The organism is Nocardioides sp. Soil796 (assembly GCF_001429525.1).
Classification (GTDB): Bacteria; Actinomycetota; Actinomycetes; order Propionibacteriales; family Nocardioidaceae; genus Nocardioides.
Genome location: NZ_LMSQ01000002.1, coordinates 160,738 through 177,185 on the forward strand (window position 1 = coordinate 160,738; position 16,448 = coordinate 177,185).

Annotated in this window: 15 protein-coding genes; 8 read left to right on the forward strand and 7 right to left on the reverse strand. The window is 70.7% G+C overall.

From position 1 onward, the window contains the following. Position 1: 1 nt before the first annotated feature. The 7 genes from trxA to ASH02_RS01440 form a co-directional block, all read right to left on the reverse strand. Positions 2–328, reverse strand: coding sequence for a thioredoxin (gene trxA, locus ASH02_RS01410; RefSeq protein WP_056684178.1), 327 nt, complete (start codon positions 326–328; stop codon positions 2–4). A 115-nt stretch (positions 329–443) separates the two neighbouring features. After that, the gene (trxB, locus tag ASH02_RS01415) at positions 444–1,448 is read right to left on the reverse strand and encodes a thioredoxin-disulfide reductase (protein WP_056684175.1); all 1,005 of its coding nucleotides are present in this window, start codon (positions 1,446–1,448) and stop codon (positions 444–446) included. A gap of 80 nt (positions 1,449–1,528) precedes the next feature. Then, positions 1,529–2,287, reverse strand: coding sequence for a hypothetical protein (locus ASH02_RS01420; protein ID WP_056684172.1), 759 nt, complete (start codon positions 2,285–2,287; stop codon positions 1,529–1,531). Between the two features lie 70 nt (positions 2,288–2,357). Further along, complete coding sequence (gene sigM / locus ASH02_RS01425) at positions 2,358–3,014, reverse strand: RNA polymerase sigma factor SigM (protein WP_156388765.1); 657 nt, start codon at positions 3,012–3,014, stop codon at positions 2,358–2,360. Next, entirely contained in the window at positions 3,011–4,822 is a 1,812-nt protein-coding gene (locus ASH02_RS01430; RefSeq protein WP_056684169.1) for a protein kinase family protein, read from the reverse strand. The genes sigM and ASH02_RS01430 overlap by 4 nt, the downstream gene beginning before the upstream one ends. A 65-nt stretch (positions 4,823–4,887) precedes the next feature. Beyond that, positions 4,888–6,516, reverse strand: a complete 1,629-nt coding sequence (gene murJ / locus ASH02_RS01435) for a murein biosynthesis integral membrane protein MurJ (RefSeq protein ID WP_057294146.1) — start codon at positions 6,514–6,516, stop codon at positions 4,888–4,890. A gap of 52 nt (positions 6,517–6,568) precedes the next feature. Beyond that, entirely contained in the window at positions 6,569–8,725 is a 2,157-nt protein-coding gene (locus tag ASH02_RS01440; protein ID WP_057294147.1) for a DUF6049 family protein, read from the reverse strand. A gap of 43 nt (positions 8,726–8,768) precedes the next feature. Between ASH02_RS01440 and ASH02_RS01445 the strand changes: the two genes are divergently transcribed. The 8 genes from ASH02_RS01445 (at position 8,769) to rocD (ending at position 16,306) form a co-directional block, all read left to right on the forward strand. Then, complete coding sequence (locus ASH02_RS01445) at positions 8,769–10,217, forward strand: CCA tRNA nucleotidyltransferase (protein ID WP_057294148.1); 1,449 nt, start codon at positions 8,769–8,771, stop codon at positions 10,215–10,217. A 30-nt stretch (positions 10,218–10,247) separates the two neighbouring features. Further along, the gene (locus ASH02_RS01450) at positions 10,248–10,868 is read left to right on the forward strand and encodes a hypothetical protein (protein WP_156409678.1); all 621 of its coding nucleotides are present in this window, start codon (positions 10,248–10,250) and stop codon (positions 10,866–10,868) included. A 50-nt stretch (positions 10,869–10,918) separates the two neighbouring features. Then, positions 10,919–12,142 carry a zinc metallochaperone AztD gene (aztD, locus tag ASH02_RS01455; RefSeq protein ID WP_056684157.1) on the forward strand — a complete coding sequence of 408 codons (1,224 nt, stop codon included), beginning with the start codon at positions 10,919–10,921 and terminating at the stop codon, positions 12,140–12,142. A gap of 57 nt (positions 12,143–12,199) precedes the next feature. Beyond that, positions 12,200–12,667 (forward strand): SRPBCC family protein, encoded by a 468-nt coding sequence (locus tag ASH02_RS01460; RefSeq protein WP_056684154.1) that lies wholly within the window; start codon positions 12,200–12,202, stop codon positions 12,665–12,667. Positions 12,668–12,768: 101 nt separating this feature from the next. After that, positions 12,769–13,443: an AIM24 family protein gene (locus ASH02_RS01465; protein ID WP_057294150.1), complete on the forward strand. Its 675-nt coding sequence runs from the start codon at positions 12,769–12,771 to the stop codon at positions 13,441–13,443. A 10-nt stretch (positions 13,444–13,453) separates the two neighbouring features. Continuing rightward, positions 13,454–14,167 carry an AIM24 family protein gene (locus tag ASH02_RS01470; protein WP_056891706.1) on the forward strand — a complete coding sequence of 238 codons (714 nt, stop codon included), beginning with the start codon at positions 13,454–13,456 and terminating at the stop codon, positions 14,165–14,167. Further along, positions 14,164–15,033 (forward strand): GNAT family N-acetyltransferase, encoded by an 870-nt coding sequence (locus ASH02_RS01475; protein WP_057294151.1) that lies wholly within the window; start codon positions 14,164–14,166, stop codon positions 15,031–15,033. The genes ASH02_RS01470 and ASH02_RS01475 overlap by 4 nt, the downstream gene beginning before the upstream one ends. A 31-nt stretch (positions 15,034–15,064) precedes the next feature. Beyond that, positions 15,065–16,306 (forward strand): ornithine--oxo-acid transaminase, encoded by a 1,242-nt coding sequence (gene rocD / locus ASH02_RS01480; protein WP_056684142.1) that lies wholly within the window; start codon positions 15,065–15,067, stop codon positions 16,304–16,306. Positions 16,307–16,448: the final 142 nt, after the last annotated feature.

Here is a 16,448-nt window from a genome sequence, read left to right on the forward strand (position 1 = left end):
ATCAGTTGATGAACTGGTCGAGTTCCTTCAGCAGCGCGGCCTTGGGCTTCGCGCCGACGATGGACTTCACGACCTCGCCGTTCTGGTAGACGTTGATCGTCGGGATGCCGGTGACGCGGTAGGTCGCCGGGGTGACCGGGTTCTCGTCGACATTCAGCTTGAAGAAGCCGATCTTGTCGCCGTGCTGGCCGGCGATCTCGTCGAGGATCGGGGCGACCTGGCGGCACGGGCCGCACCACTCGGCCCAGAAGTCCACGAGGACGGGCTTGTCGGACTTGAGGACCTCGGCGTCGAACTCGGCGTCGGTCACGGCTGCAATGTTGCCCACGGTTATCCCTTTCTGGTTCCCGGGCTGTCCGGGCTGGAAGCTTGGACTGGGTCGTGCACCTGACTCAACACGACCCCACCGACGATCATTCCCGGCGAGACCGGTGATCGCGGCCTCACGCGCCGGCGGTCTGGACTTCCTGGGTGATCGTCTCGGACTCGACGGCGGCGGCACCGGTGGCGGCCGCGTGGTCGAGGGCGGCGATGTAGCGCTCGGCGTCGAGAGCGGCCGAGCAACCGGTGCCGGCAGCGGTGATGGCCTGGCGGTAGTGGTGGTCGACCAGGTCGCCTGCGGCGAAGACGCCCTCGATGTTGGTGCGGGTGGAAGGCTGGTCGACGAGGACGTAGCCGTTCTCGTCGAGGTCGACCTGGCCGGTCAGGAGCTCGGAGCGCGGGTCGTGGCCGACGGCGATGAACAGGCCGGTGGCCTCGAGGGTGCGTTCCTCACCGGTGACCGTGTCGCGCAGGGTCAGGGACTCCAGCGAGTCGGTGCCGTTGATCGAGGCGACCTCGGAGTTCCAGGCGATGTCGAGCTTCGGGTCGGCGAAGGCTCGCTCCTGCATGATCTTGGAGGCGCGCAACTCGTCGCGGCGGTGGATCAGGGTGACCTTGGAGCCGAAGCGGGTCAGGAAGGTGGCCTCCTCGATGGCGGAGTCGCCACCGCCGACCACGGCGATGTTCTGGTCGCGGAAGAAGAAGCCGTCGCAGGTGGCGCACCACGACACGCCGCGTCCGGAGAGCTCCTCCTCGTTGGGCAGGCCGAGCTTGCGGTAGCCCGAGCCGGTCGCCAGGATCACCGAGCGCGCGCGGAACTCGCCGTCGGCGGTGCGCACCACCTTGGGGGTGGCGGTCAGGTCGACCGAGACCACGTCGTCGGGGATCAGCTCGGCGCCGAAGCGCTCGGCCTGGGCGCGCATCTCGTCCATCAGGGCCGGGCCCATGATGCCGTCGCGGAAGCCGGGGAAGTTCTCCACCTCGGTGGTGTTCATCAACGCGCCACCGGCGGTCACCGAGCCCTCGAAGACGAGGGGCTCGAGGTTGGCCCGGGCGGCGTACACGGCCGCGGTGTAGCCGGTCGGGCCGGAGCCGATGATGATCACGTTGCGGACGTCGGTGCTCATGGTGCGCAGGCCTCCCTGGCCGTTGGTCGATCCCGTGGGTCGATCTGGGTACGTCGGGTGCAACCGATCCTACGGGCGGGTCATTCCCCGGAGGGAAGGGTGACCGAATCGACGTAGCGGCCGCTCTTGGGGCCGCAGACGTAGAGGTCGACCCGGCGCCCGGTCGGTGACGGGGGGTGGAAGATGACCAGGGCGTCGCGACCGCGGTACGTCGCGGGCTGGAGCCAGGCGCCGGGAACCGCCTTGTCGGGTCCGCAGCGCCGGGTCAGGGTGGCAGTCTCTCGCGGGGTGACGTCGGCCTTGTACGCCTGGCCGTCCCGGAACGTGACCGGGCCGAGCTCGGAGGTCAGCTCACTCTCGAGGTCGTCCAGGTTCTGCGGCAGGCGTGCCGTGGTCGGTGGCTCCTCGGTTGCGGAGTCGGAGGAGCTGGGAGCGTCCTCGCCCTGGAGCGAGTCCTTGGCGGCGCCGTCGTCGGCGCTCCTGGACTCGGCGCTGCCGTTGTCGCCGTCGGGGGAGCTGTCGAGCATCTGGGTGACGCCGAGGCCGATGGCCGCCACGGCCGCGGCGGAGAGCAGTACGGCGGGCCAGCGGCGGGCCTTGCGCTCACGCCGCTCCGCGAGGGGTACGACGACAGCCCCGTCGGCGTCCGACGTGACGTCGGAGGAGGCGGCTTCGGGAGACGTGGCTTCGGGAGAGGTGGCGCGCTCACCCGAGAGGTCGGCCAGCACGTCGTCGAGGCGTGCCGCGACCTCGGCCGGCATCGGCTCGTCGTGGCGGGCGTCGGCAAGCAGGCGGCGGACCGCCTCGTTCTGGGCGGGGGTCAGCTCCGGGTCGGTCATGGCGATTCACCTCCTGGGTGGATGGGTGGCGAGGCGGGAGATCGAATGGTGGGACGGGGTCGGTGGCCGGTCAGGCGGGTGGCCCGCGCGGTGGGTCCGAGGATGAGACGGGGGAGGAGGCCGGCGGGTTCCCGGGCGTGGGCGGGCTCACGTCGGGTTCGCGGAGCACGCCCAGCAGCGGGGCCAGTCTGGCTCGCCCGCGGGCACACCGGGACTTGATCGTGCCGACCGCGCACTCGAGGATCTCGGCCGCCTCGGCGACGCCGTACCCCTCCATGTCGACCAGCACGAGGGCGGCGCGCTGCTCCTCGGGCAGGGTGCGCAGGGCGTCGAGGACCACGCGCCGGCGCTCACCGTCGGCGGCGGCGTCCTCGGGGAGTGGACCCTGGTCGGAGGTGCTGAGCGTGCCGCGTCCGGCGTACTCGTCGAGGTCGTCGGGCAGGGCCCCGGCGGCCCGGACCTTGTTGGCCCGGATCCGGTCGAGGCACGCATTGACCACCACGCGGTGCAACCAGGTGGTGACCGCGGCGTCTCCCCGGAAGCTGCCGGCCCGGCGGAACGCGGAGATCAGGCCGTCCTGGAGGGCGTCGGCGGCCTCCTCCGGGTTGCCCATGGTGCGCAGGGCCACTGCCCACAGCCGGTCCCGGTGCCTGCCGAACAGCTCCCCGAACGCGTCCGGGTCACCGTCGACGTGGGCGCGCAGGAGGTCGTGGTCGGAGCGGGTCACTCGCGCACCTGGATCTCGGCGACCCTGCCCCGGTAGGAGCCGTCGTTCGGCACCGAGGTCAGCCACAGCACGACCCACCGGCCGGTGGCGGCGTCGCCGGGCTTGAGCACAAGACGTCCCTGGCTCGAGGTCGCCGAGGCGACTGGGTCGAGGTCGTCGACACTCGCCGGGGCGGAGTCGCCGCCGACGACGTACAGCTCGGCAGCCGTGGGGTCGTTGAGCACGGTGGCCACGGCCGACCCGACCTGTTTCTCCTCGCCCAGGTCGACGACCAGGCCAACGCCGGGCTTGAGTCCGCCGGGTCCGAAGTTCTGGTCGTAGCCGGAGGTCTGCCAGGCCGTGGCCGCGTCGCCGTCGATGGCCAGCGGGGCCCGGTCTGAGTTCTCCTCGGGCGGGTCGCCGTAGGGGTCGAGGTCGGAGATGCCGACCGGTTTCAGCACGGCGCGCGCGGAGGTGGTGGTCGTCGCCCGGCTGTCCTCGTCGTCGTCGGAGGCACCGTCGGTGTCGCGGCCGCGGTTGAAGGCGTAGATCATCGCGACCAGGATCAGCAGTGAGGCGGCGATGATCCAGGCGGTGCGCATCCAGTTGCGGCCGGGGACGGAGTCGTCCTCGCCGGGGGTGTCGTCCGGGGCCGGGGGTACGGCGCCGGTGCCGGTCTCCCAGGGCCAGTACTGCGCGGAGTCCTGCTCGGCGCCGGGCCGGGGTGTGCGGACCGCCCGGCCCTCGGGCGGGTCGGGGGCGAAGAGCGGTCGCGCCGGCTGCTCCTCGAACGGCGGCGGAGGCGGGGGTGGCGGCGCGGGGCTGGGGCTGACCCAGCCCACGTCGCCGGAGTCGTCGTAGAACACGGGCGCGCCGGCGACGGTCTCCTCCGCCGGGCTCGGGCGCGCAGGCGGCTCGGGCTCCGGCGTCGGCTCGGGCTCGGGCTCAGGCTCAGGCTCGGGATCTGGTTCGGGCACCGGGTCCGGGGCGAGCACCAGTGCCTCGATGCGTGGCAGGCGCGGGTGGGTGTTGCCACGACGGCTGGCCGCCTCGGCCTCCGCCATCGCCGCGGGGTCGCCGACGTACTCCATCAGCGCGGTCGCGATCGCTGCGGCCGAGTCGTAGCCGTGGTCATGGGGTCCGGGGTAGGGGCTGAGCACCTCGTCGCAGAGTGTGTCGAGGATGCGGGGCACGCCGGCGCGGACCTGGCGTGGGCGCAGGGCTCGGCCGTGCTCCTGCGGGGCTGGCTTGACCGAGGAGGTCGAGATGCCGGGCCACTTGCCGGTGAGTGCGGCGTAGAGCAGGCCGGCGAGGTCGACGACCTCGGTGGAGGTGCGCCCCTCGGGCAGGCCGTGCAGCGCGGCGTCGACGGCGAAGCCGATCACCTTGACGGATCCGCGCTCGTCGATCAGGACGTTCTCGGGGACCAGGCGGCCGTGGGCCACTCCCGAGGCGTGGGCCGCGGCGATGGTCTCGCTGACCTCGCCGATCAGCCACGCCGCACGGCGGGGTGCCAGTGGCCCCTCGGCGAGCATGTTGTTGAGGGAGACGCCCTCGCCCCACTCGTTGACGACGTAGCAGTTGCCCGCGATCGTGCCGATGTCGAGCACCCGGAGCAGGCGCGGGTCGAGGAGGCGGGCCGAGCGCCGGGCCGCAGCACGCAGCTCGTCGGCCCGAGGGTCGTCCTCGCTGATCAGGTGCACCGCGACGTGGCGGGCCAGGATGTTGTCCCACGCCAGCCAGAACCGGGCGCCGCGCGCCTCGTTGAGCAGGTCGATGAGGCGGTAGCGGTCGACAATCACGTCGCCCGGTCGCCGGTACGCCGTCATCGTCGCTTCCCTCCCCATCGCGCGATCAACCAGATGAGCTTCCGGGGCTCATCGTAGGCCGCTTCTCAGCCGCGACGTGGGACCGGCAGGCGTCGCGACACGGTCTCGACGAGTTCGTTGACCTCGCGGATGTGCATGACCCGGGCCAGGACCAGGAAGACGAGGCCGTCGACCGCGGCCACGAGGGCCAGGAAGAGGACCGACGAGACCAGTCCGTCCCCGGTGCCGACGAGGGCGTCGAACCCGCGGGCCACGGCGTAGGCCGCCACGGCGGCACCGCCACCGGCGATCACGACACGGATCAGGAACCGCACCAGGCGCGGGGTCTGCAGGCCGCCGAGCAGGTGGCGGAGCAACACGTAGGAGCCGCACGCGCCCACGCCGTACGCACCGGCGTAGGCGAGGGCGAGCGCCGGGGCGGTGAAGTCTGCGTTGGTCGCCGCGACGAGCGCGACGGCCAGGGCGATGTTGACCACCGCGATCACGCACTGAACCCAGAAGACCGTGCGGGTGCGCTCGAGGGCGTAGAACCCGCGCAGCATGAGGTAGTGCACGGTGAAGAAGAGGATGCCCGGGGCGAAGAGCGCCACCGTGGGCGCGTAGTCGTCGTAGCTGTCGGCTGCCGCGCCGTACCCCCAGACCACCCGGGCGATGTCGTGGGAGAGCAGGGGGAGCAGCATCGTGAACGGCACGATGAAGGCCAGGCTGGTGCGCAGGGTGTCGGACAGGGTGCGGGCCAGGTCGGCGGGTCGACCGTCGGCCGCGCTGGCGGAGAGGGTGGGCAGGACAGCCGTGGCCAGGGAGACCGTCACGATGCCGTGGGGGACCATGGTCAGCAGGAACGCGCCGGAGTAGATGGTGTAGCCGGTGCCGTCCGCACCGTCCGCGGTGCCGCCGGATGCGAGTCGTACGACGACCGTGTACGCGATCTGGTTGACGATCACGAACAGCACCGTCCAGATGCCCAGCTTCAGCGTGTGGCCGAGGCCAGAGCCGCGGAAGTCGAAGCGCGGACGGTAGGTGAACCCCGCCTGCTTGAGGTAGGGCACCAGGATCAGGAACTGGGCGGCGATGCCGAGCGTCGAGCCGAGACCGAGCACCAGCTCCTCGCCACTGCTGTAGGCGCCGGTCGAGGACGGCCCGAAGACGACGAGGTAGGCCACCAGCACCACCATCGAGATGATGTTGTTGGCGATCGGCGCCCACATCATCGGCCCGAACCTGCCGCGGGCGTTGAGCACCTGGCCGACCAGCACGAACATGCCGTAGAAGAAGACCTGGGGCAGGCAGTAGCGGGCGAAGTCGACCACGCTCTCGCGTTCCGCTCCGGCGTGGCCGCCGTCGAGGTAGAGCGCCATCACCCAGGGCGCCGCGATGACCAGCACCGCCGTGACGCCGGCCAGGAAGAGCCCGGCCAGGGTGATGATCCGGTTGGTGTAGGCCTCGCCGCCGTCGGCGTCGTTCTTCATCGCCCGGATCAGCTGCGGGACGAGGACGGCGTTGAACACGCCACCCGCCAGCAGGATGTAGAGCATGTTCGGGATCGTGTTGGCGATGTTGAAGAGGTCGGCGTGACCGCCGGTGCCCAGGGCCGCGGCGAGCAGGATCGACCGGATCAGGCCGCTGAACCGGGACACGATGGTGCCGGCCGCCATGACGGCGCTGTTGCCGATGACGGTCTTCGGGGAGCTCATCCGGGGTCCCTGGGCAAACCGCAGCGCAGCGAGGATTTGTCTGGGGTGGTGTTCATGCTGCGCGTGACTTCCGGTAGCGACGGATCAGGCGGACCGGGATGGCAAGGAAGAGGATGCCGACCCCGACGCCGAGGATCACCCAGATCACCTTGCCGACCGAGTTGGAGCGCACGCTCATCTCCTCGGAGCTGCCCAGCGGGCGCCCCTGGCTGTCAGTGGCCACGAGGTCGACCGGGTGCACCCCGATCGAGCTGGCGGTGGCGTCGAGCTGGATGGTGCGAGAGGTCTTCGCCCCGATCTCGATGGTGCCCGGCGCCCGGATCTCGAGGTTGTCCTGGGTGTGCGCCTTGATCGAGAGGGTGACCGGGACCTCGAGGCCGTTGGTGATCTTGACCGCGAAGGGCCCGTTGGCCGCGGAGAGGATCACGAACGACGGCGCTTCGATCGTGACCTGACGCAGGCGGCTCTCGAGCCAGCTGGTCGCGCCGTCGGCCAGCTGCTCGGCGGCGAACTGGTCGTCGCGCACCATGTAGGAGGTGTAGGTGAGCGCCTCCTCGGCGGTCTGCCGCTCGATGCCGTCGGTGTCGGCCAGGATGTCGTCGAGGGTGGCGCCGGCCTCCATCAGCTCGCGGGCCGAGGTGAACGACGCGGAGCCCAGCTCGCGCTGTTCCTGGCGCCGCGGGTAGTCGACCTGCTTCACCTCACGGGTCCGGCCACCGGTGTTCGTGGAGAGACGGCGTACGTCGACGAAGGGTCGATCCAGGCCGGCAAAGAAGTCGGACGCCGACGTGCCGGGGTCGAAGTCGGTGGGCAGGTTCACCAGGAGTGGGTCGGTGTCGTCGGCCAGGGAGCGCACGGCGGCCTCGGCAAGGGTCCGCTGGCGCACGGTCAGCGCGTTCTGGACATCGCCTGCGGGAACGTTGAGCATCGTGGCGTCGTACAGGGACATCTGGTGGTCGCCCAGCTGCAGCCGGGACGGCTGGTCGGACTCCTCCTCGTCGTCAGCGGCGCCGGGAACCGCCTCGTCGGACATCAGCATCGTGGTGCCCGGGTCGATCCCGTCGATGGCGGCCCCGGGGAGGAGCCCGGACGGCGGTGCGACGGCGGGCGTGGCGCTGACCTTCAGCCGCTTGAAGACATCGCTCGAGAGCTTGCGCGACAACCCGTAGAGCAAGCCGTCATTGGCCGACGCGGCCGCGACGTCGAGGTCGCCGTACGGGAGGGCCAGCACTTCGTGGGCATCGGCCAGTGCGGTGACGTCGTCGAGCCAGGCCTGGGCTGCGCCGGTCGGCACCTCCTCGTCGACGGTCTCCTCGTCCTCGGTGGCGTCTGCCTCCTCGTCGGGGACGCCGAGGTCGCGGGGCGGGTTCCCGTCGGCGAGCTGCTCCACCGCGGTCACGATCGCGGGGTCGATCGCCCAGGTCACCGGCAGGGTGTCGGAGCCGTCGACCATGCTCGCCAGCTGGGCCAGGCGGCCGTTGGGGCCCAGCGCGGTGGCCCACTCGTCGACCTCGGCGAGGCGTCCGTCCGAATGGCGCTCCACCGGCCCGCGGATCGGCACCACGATCGAGGTGGGCACCTCCGGCCGTCGGACGTCGACCAGCGGGATGAACGTGCGGGCCCGACCGATGGCGTTGTCGGGGCGCTCCCCGTCGGTGTTGGCGGCCAGGGCCTGGACGCCGATCTGGTAGATCCCCTCGGCGCCACTGATCTTGGCCGCCCACACCTCGCGGGGCACCCGGATCGACCACGCCCGGGTCTCGCCCGGGTCGAGCGACGCGATGGACTCGTCGAAGTGGCCCTCGGTGGTGATGCGGTCACCGAACGGCAGGCGCGGGTCGGACTCGGCGGCCAGGTCGACCTCGGCGGAGGTGGTGAACGGTGAGAACGACAGTCGGGGATAGATCTTGACGTCGAGCCAGGGGTCGTCGCTGGTGTTGGTGACCGACCCGGTCAACCGGATCGGTCCCTTGCGGGGGATCACCGACGGCGTCATCGAGTCGATGGTCACCGACAACGGGTCGGCCTCGGCGGCGCTCGTCGTACCGACCCGGGCGGGAGCGGTGACCGTGCCCGACACCGCGCCCGACACCGGGGCGGCGACCGCGCCGGTCGCGATCGCGGTGGGAATCACGAGTGCCGCTGAGGCGAACGCGACCGCAAGGACAGGGACCACGGGCGTGCGAAGGGCAGCCAGCGGTCGGATCACGGCGCCGACTCTATCGGCCTGCCGGGCGACTACCCTGTCTCCCGTGCCTGACGCCCGACCTTCCCCGATCCTGATCAGCGACGTCCAAGAGACGGTCGCCCGGGAACTCGAGCGGATCGCCCCCCTGATCGACGATCTGGGGGCCCGGTTCCGCGACGCCGGCCACGAGCTGGCACTGGTCGGCGGGCCGGTCCGCGACGCCATGCTGGGCCGGCTGCAGAACGACCTCGACTTCACCACGTCGGCGCATCCCGACGTCACCGAGAAGCTGCTCAAGGGCTGGGCAGACGCGCTCTGGGACATGGGCCGCGACTTCGGCACGATCGGTTGCCGCAAGGGTGAGTGGCAGGTCGAGATCACCACCTACCGCTCCGAGAAGTACGACGCCACCTCCCGCAAGCCCGACGTCGCGTACGGCGACTCGCTGGTCGGCGACCTCGGCCGACGTGACTTCACGGTGAACTCGATGGCGTTGACCGTGCCCGACCGCGGCTTCGAGGACCCGTTCGGCGGCATCGTCGACCTGGCCGCGCGCACGCTGCGCACGCCGGGACGTCCCGAGGACTCCTTCTCCGACGACCCCTTGCGCATGATGCGGGCCGCCCGCTTCGCCGCACAGCTGGGCTTCGACGTGGCGCCCGAGGTGGTCGCCGCGATGACCGCGATGGCCGGGCGGATCGAGATCATCTCGGCCGAGCGGGTCCGTGACGAGCTGGTGAAGCTGATCTGTGCGCCGTACCCACGCCGCGGGTTGCTGCTGCTGGTCGAGACCGGCCTGGCGTCCTACGTCCTCCCGGAGCTGCCGGCCCTGGCCCTCGAGCGCGATGAGCACCATCGGCACAAGGACGTCTACGAGCACACGCTGATCGTGCTGGAGCAGTCGATCGACCAGGAGGAGCGGCTGGGCAACGGACCCGACTTCGTCTCCCGGTTCGCGGCGCTGATGCACGACGTCGGCAAGCCGAGGACCCGACGCTTCGAGGACGGCGGGGTCGTCACCTTCCACCACCACGACGTGGTCGGCGCGAAGATCACCCGCAAGCGGATGAAGGCGCTGCGGTTCTCCAACGACGAGATCGACGCGGTCGCCAAGCTCGTCGAGCTGCACCTGCGCTTCCACGGGTACGGCGACGGCGAGTGGACCGACTCCGCCGTACGCCGCTACGTCCGTGACGCCGGCGACCAGCTCGAGCGGCTGCACATCCTGACCCGGGCCGACTGCACGACCCGCAACCAGCGCAAGGCGGCCCGGCTGCGCAAGGCGTACGACGACCTCGAGGAGCGCATCGCGCGGCTTTCGGAGGAGGAGGAGCTGGCCTCGATCCGGCCCGACCTCGACGGCACGCAGATCATGGAGATCCTCGGCATTCCGCCCGGCCGCGAGGTGGGCGAGGCCTACTCGTTCCTGCTCGAGCTGCGCATGGACGAGGGCCCGCAGTCCGAGGAGGACGCCAAGGCCGCACTGCTGGCGTGGTGGGCCGCCCGCGTTTGATCCCCGTCCGGCGTGGACACCCTTCGCCGCGTGATCATTCGAGTCCTTGCGCCGGCCCGCCGTACCTCCACACGAGCGGGCGCCGTGCTGGCCTGCGCCGTCCTCGCCCTCGGGCTGTCCGCGTGCGGTGACGGCGACTCATCCGGCGGGAGTGACGACTCGGGCAGCCGGTCGCGCGCAGGGCAGGCGAGCGCCGAAGAGGCGTATGCGGCGTACGCGCAGGCCGTGCGGGACGACGATGTGGACGCCTTCCGGGACGTGATCAGCAAGGGCTTCTGGAGCGACCTCTCGCCGGAACGCACCGACACGGCCGACTACGTGCACGACCAGCACTGGGCGCTCGAGCACGACCTGTTGGTGCTGCCCGACGAACCCACCAAGGTGTTGGGTGCCCGAGAGGTCGGCCTCACCGACGACCAGATCGCTGGCGTCGGCACCCAGGCCGGCATCGACGGGCTCGGCGCCGACGACCTGGCCGTGATCGTCATCGAGGACGCTCACGTCGGTGTTCCCGAAGACTGCTTCGACGAGCCCGACGCCGAGGAGTGCTCACCCTCCGACGAGGCACGGGCCGACGCGAGCGACGTGAACCTCGTGGTGCTGCGTGACGGGTCGACGTGGCGCGTCGCGGGCATGGAGCCTGCCGCCTAGCCTCACCCGGCAGTTGACAACCATTCTCAACAAATCTGAGAATCGTTCTCATGAAGCGATGGAGAATGATCCCAGTCCTGCTGGCCACCCTGATCGTGTCGGCGTGCGGCACCGAGACCGGCGAACCCACGAGTGAGGGCCGGTCGGGTGACGACACCGAGCCGGGCGCCGTCGAGGCGGCCGGGCCCGAGCCGCGCCTCGCCGTCACCTACGACGGCGGCGTGCTCGTGCTGCGGGCCAGCGACGGCGAGGTGCTGCTCGACCACCCGGCCGAGGGTTTCGTGCGGGCCAACCCCGCCGGGGACGACCGCCACGTGCTGCTCTCGACGAGCCGTGGCTTCGAGGCGCTCGACCTGGGCAGCTGGACGCACAGCCACGGCGACCACGGGCACTCGTGGATCGGGGAGCCACGCCTGACCGGCACGGTGTTCGAGGCGCAGGAGCCGGGCCACGTCGTGCACCACGAGGGGCACACGGTGCTGTTCGACGACGGCACCGGATCGTGGACCGTCTTCGACCCCCACGACCTCGCGGACGGCACTCCGGAGACCGACCGGGATGCCGCGGACCAGGCGCACCACGGGGTCGCCGTACGACTCGGGAACGGCAACCTGGTCCACACCGTCGGAGACGCCGAGACCCGCACCGGCGTACGCCTGGTCACCCCGGCCGGCCACGAGCTGGCCGCAAGTGACGCGTGCCCGGGCGTCCACGGCGAGGCGTTCGCGGGCGAGGTGGCGGTCTTCGGCTGCGAGGACGGCGCGCTCCTGGTGGACGGACGGACCATCACCAAGGTCGACAGCCCCGACGCCTACGGACGAATCGGCAACCAGGCCGGATCGGAGGACTCGCCGGTGCTGCTCGGCGACTACAAGACCGACCCGGACGCGGAGCTCGAGCGGCCGACGCGGGTCTCCCTGGTCGACACGAGGAAGGGGACCATCCGGCTGGTCGACGTGAAGGCGAGCTACACCTTCCGCTCGCTGGGCCGGGGGCCGGAGGGTGAGGGCCTGGTGCTGGGCACCGACGGCAGGCTTCGGGTCATCGACGTGGACACGGGCCGGACCACCGCGACGATCCCGGTCCTCGACCGTTGGCGGGAGCCGGTCGACTGGCAGCAGCCGCGGCCGGCCCTCGAGGTGCTCGACGGCACGGCCTACGTCACCGACCCGGCCACCTCGGCGGTCCACGTCATCGACCTGGCCCGCGGGAAGGTGACGGACACGCTCGACCTGCCTCAGGTGCCGAACGAGATGGTCGCGTCGGCGGGCTGATCCCACTGTGTGACCCGTCAGTAACAGGTTCCTGTTGGTGCACTAGCGTCCGTCGTCATGACTGAGGTTCTGGAGCTTCTCGAGGAGTCCATCGACATCGACGCCGACCCGGCGACCGTGTGGGCGCTGGTGACCGACATGCCACGGATGGCGCAGTGGAGCCCGCAGGTGGTGAAGACGATCGTGCGCGGCGACGGCATCGCCCTCGGCACCCGCACGGTGAACATCAACCGGCGCGGACTCCTGGTCTGGCCGACCCGGTCCAAGGTGATCCGGTTCGAGCCCGAGCGGGAGTTCGCGTTCCGGATCAAGGACAACAAGTCCGTCTGGTCGTTCAGCCTCGACCCCATCGCCAACGGCACCCGGGTGGTGCAGCGGCGCCAGGTGCCGAATGGCACGACGAAGATCTCCGACACCCTGATCAAGGCCGTGATGGGTGGGCAGGAGTCGTTCCAGCTGGAGCTGCGCGGCGGCATGCGCCAGACCCTGAAGCGGATCAAGGCCGACGCCGAGGGCACTGGCTGAGTCAGCCGCCTGGGTGATGCGGCCCGGCCTGCGGAGGCCGAGCCGCGCCGATCAACGGTGGCGGGTTTGTCGGCGCGGCCGATGGGGGCATGCTTGGCGCCATGAAGAGCGACCTTTTCGACCAGTCGAACCTCCGCGTGCAGAGCCAGGAGCGCTTCACCCTCCAGAACGACCAGATGCTGCGCGTCGGGCTCGGCCCGGACGTCCTGGCCGCCAAGGGCGCCATGGTGGCCTACACCGGACAGGTGCAGTTCCACCACGAGAAGTCCGGCAGCATGGCCAAGCTCGCCAAGAAGATCGTCACCAGTGAGGACGTCTCGCTGATGCGGGTCTCCGGGCAGGGCGAGGTCTACTTCGCCTCCGACGCCGGCTACGTCTTCCTGCTGGAGCTGGAGAACGAGGGCATCAGCCTCAACTACCGCAACCTGCTGGCCTTCGACTCCTCACTCACCTGGGACATCAACCGGGTCAAGGGCGCAGGCCTGATGACCGGCGGCCTGTTCAACACCACCGTCGGCGGCAACGGCACCGTCGCGGTGGCCTGCATCGGCAAGCCCACCGTCTTCGACTGCTCGCAGCAGCCGGTCTTCGTCGACCCCAACTCCGCGGTCTGCTGGTCGGCCGGCCTGGCACCGGGCATCAACAACTCGATGAACATGGGCTCGATGCTGCGCGGCGGCTCGGGCGAGGCCGTCCAGTACGTCTTCCACGGGCCCGGCTTCGTCGTCGTACAGTCCTTCGAATGGACGCCGGTCTCGACCGGCGCCCGCGGCTGAGGGGTTCGGCATGAAGAGCCGCATCTTCGACGCCGAGAACATGCCGGTGCGCAGCGACGAACGCTGGGCCCTGCAGAACAACCGCACGCTCCGCGTCGGGCTGGGCCCCGACGTGCTGGCCACCAAGGGCGCGATGGTCAGCTTCCTGGGGCGGCTCGCCTTCCACCACGAGAAGTCCGGCTCGATGGGCAAGCTGGCCAAGAAGGTCGTCACCGGTGAGGACGTCTCGCTGATGCGGGTCTCCGGGCAGGGCGAGGTCTTCTTCGCCCAGGAGGCCGGCTACGTGCACCTGCTGCACCTCGAGAACGAGGGCATCAGCGTCAACTTCCGCAACCTGCTCGCCTTCGACTCCTCGCTCACCTGGGACATCAACCGGATCAAGGGTGCGGGCCTGATGGCCGGCGGCCTGTTCAACACCACGGTCGGCGGCACCGGCACGGCGGCGGTCTCGGTGGTCGGCAAGCCGATCGTGCTCGACTGCTCGCAGCAGCCGGTCTACGTCGACCGCAACGCCGCCGTGTGCTGGTCGGCGTCGCTGACCCCCTCGACGCACAACTCGATGAACATGGGCTCGATGCTGCGCGGCGGCTCCGGCGAGGCCGTCCAGATGGTCTTCCACGGCCCCGGGTTCGTGGTCGTGCAGGCCTACGAGTGGCGGCCACCGCCGGCCCCGGAGAAGAAGGGCGGCGGTGTGCTCGGCACGATCGGCGACCTGATCCCGTGAGGCAGCTGCGCTTCGCCACCCAGGGCGCGGCAGAAGGATGGGCCCGGGTCGCCGGTGCGGCCAGCCCCTACCTGATCACCTCCGAGGCGTCGGTGCTCCACGAGATGGCGCACAACCCGAACACGCTCGCGCGCTTCGTGGTCGCCGAGGACGGCGAGGTGCTCGGCGTCAGCCGGCTCCGCACGAGTGCCACCGGCGAGACCAGGCTGATGATCCAGGTCGATCCGGCCCACACCGGTCGCGGAGTGGGCTCCCTGCTGCTGGCCCGGATGCGCGCGGTCGCCGGCGACGTCGACCTGACCGGCATCGTCAACGGTGACGAGCACTCGACCGCGGTCGCCGCGCACTGGGGCGTCACGCTCGAACGCGAGCACACGATCTCGGTGGTGGACCCGTCGACCGTCGCCGCTCCCGGCGTGGTGCCTGACGGGCTGGTCGTCGTACCTCTCTCGGAGGCGGGGGTCGAGGCGGTCTGGCAGTGCCACGAGGCGGCCGCCGGAGACGACCCGTCGGGGCTGACCCGGCAGATCCCGTTCGACGAGTACGCCGTCGGGCAGTGGGCCGAGCCCGACCACCGCCCCGACCTCGGTCGTGCCGTGATGTCGGGCGACGTGGTGCTGGCCTACGGGTCGGTGACCGTTGCCGACGACCGGTCCTGGAACTCGATGACCGGCACCCGCCCGACGCACCGCGGGCTGGGCCTGGCCACGCTCGCCAAGCGGCATTCGCTGGTCGCGCTGGCCGCCGCGGGCGTCACCCGATGTTTCACGGGGAACGATGCCGCGAACGTCCCGATGCTCGCGGTCAACGAGGCGCTGGGCTACCGGCGTACGGCGAGCACCTGGGGGGCCCGGCTGAGTTCGTGATTTCGGTCGGTCGGTGACTATCGTCACTCCCATGACGAACCACGACGAACTCGCTGGAGTCAGTGAGGCACAGCAGGCCGCCATCGCGGTCGTGGATGCCCACGCAGCGCACAACTACCACCCGCTCCCCGTCGTCGTCGCCGAGGCCACCGGCGCCACGGTCACCGACATCGACGGCAAGGTCTACCTCGACTGCCTCGCGGCGTACTCCGCGGTGAACTTCGGGCACTGCAACCCCGAGCTGACCAAGGTCGCCAAGGAACAGCTCGACAAGGTCACGCTGACCAGTCGCGCCTTCCACTCCGAGGCGCTCGGTCCGTTCGCCGAGGCGCTGGCCCGGTTGGCGAAGAAGGACATGATCCTGCCGATGAACACCGGCGCGGAGGCCGTCGAGTCCGCGATCAAGGTGGCCCGCAAGTGGGGCTACGAGGTCAAGGGCGTTGCCGCCGACCAGGCCAACATCATCGTGATGGAGGGCAACTTCCACGGGCGCACCACCACGATCATCTCGTTCAGCGACGACCCCGAGGCCCACGACAACTACGGCCCGTTCACTCCCGGCTTCGTCACCGTGCCCTACGGCGACGCCGATGCGATCGAAGCGGCCATCGACGAGAACACCGTCGCGGTGCTCGTCGAGCCGATCCAGGGCGAGGCCGGCGTGGGCATCCCGCCGGCGGACTACCTGCCCCGGGTCCGCGAGATCACTCGCGAGCACAACGTGCTGTTCATCGCCGACGAGATCCAGTCCGGCCTCGGCCGGTGCGGCGCGACCTTCCAGTGCGACAACGTCGGCGTCGTGCCCGACCTCTACCTGCTGGGCAAGGCCCTTGGCGCGGGCATCGTGCCGGTCTCGGCCGTGGTCGGCAACACCGACGTGCTCGGGGTGCTGAAGCCGGGCCAGCACGGCTCGACCTTCGGTGGCAACCCGCTGGCTGCCGCGGTGGGGCTCGCCGTCGTACAGCTCCTCGAGACCGGTGAGATGCAGGAGCGCGCGAAGACGCTCGGTGCCCGGCTCGGTTCCGGGCTCCGCGCCTTCGAGGGCAAGGGCGTCACCGAGGTGCGGTGCCAGGGCCTGTGGGCCGGCGTCGACATCGACCCCGAGGTGGCCACCGCCCGCGAGGTCTGCCAGCGACTCCTGGCCCGCGGCATCCTGGCCAAGGACACCCACGGCCAGACCGTGCGCCTGGCCCCGCCGATCGTGATCACCGAGGAGCAGCTCGAGTGGGCGATCACCCAGTTCGGCGAGGTCCTCGCAGAGCTCCTCGCCTGATCCACGAACCATGCCCTTTTGATGCGCGAACCGTGGGTTCTTGCGCCTCGAACCGTGGATTGTTGACGCGGCACGCCCGCCGACGTACGCCGACACCGGGTCGCGCACGCCGTACGGCGAAATGCGAAACCGCCGCCCACCC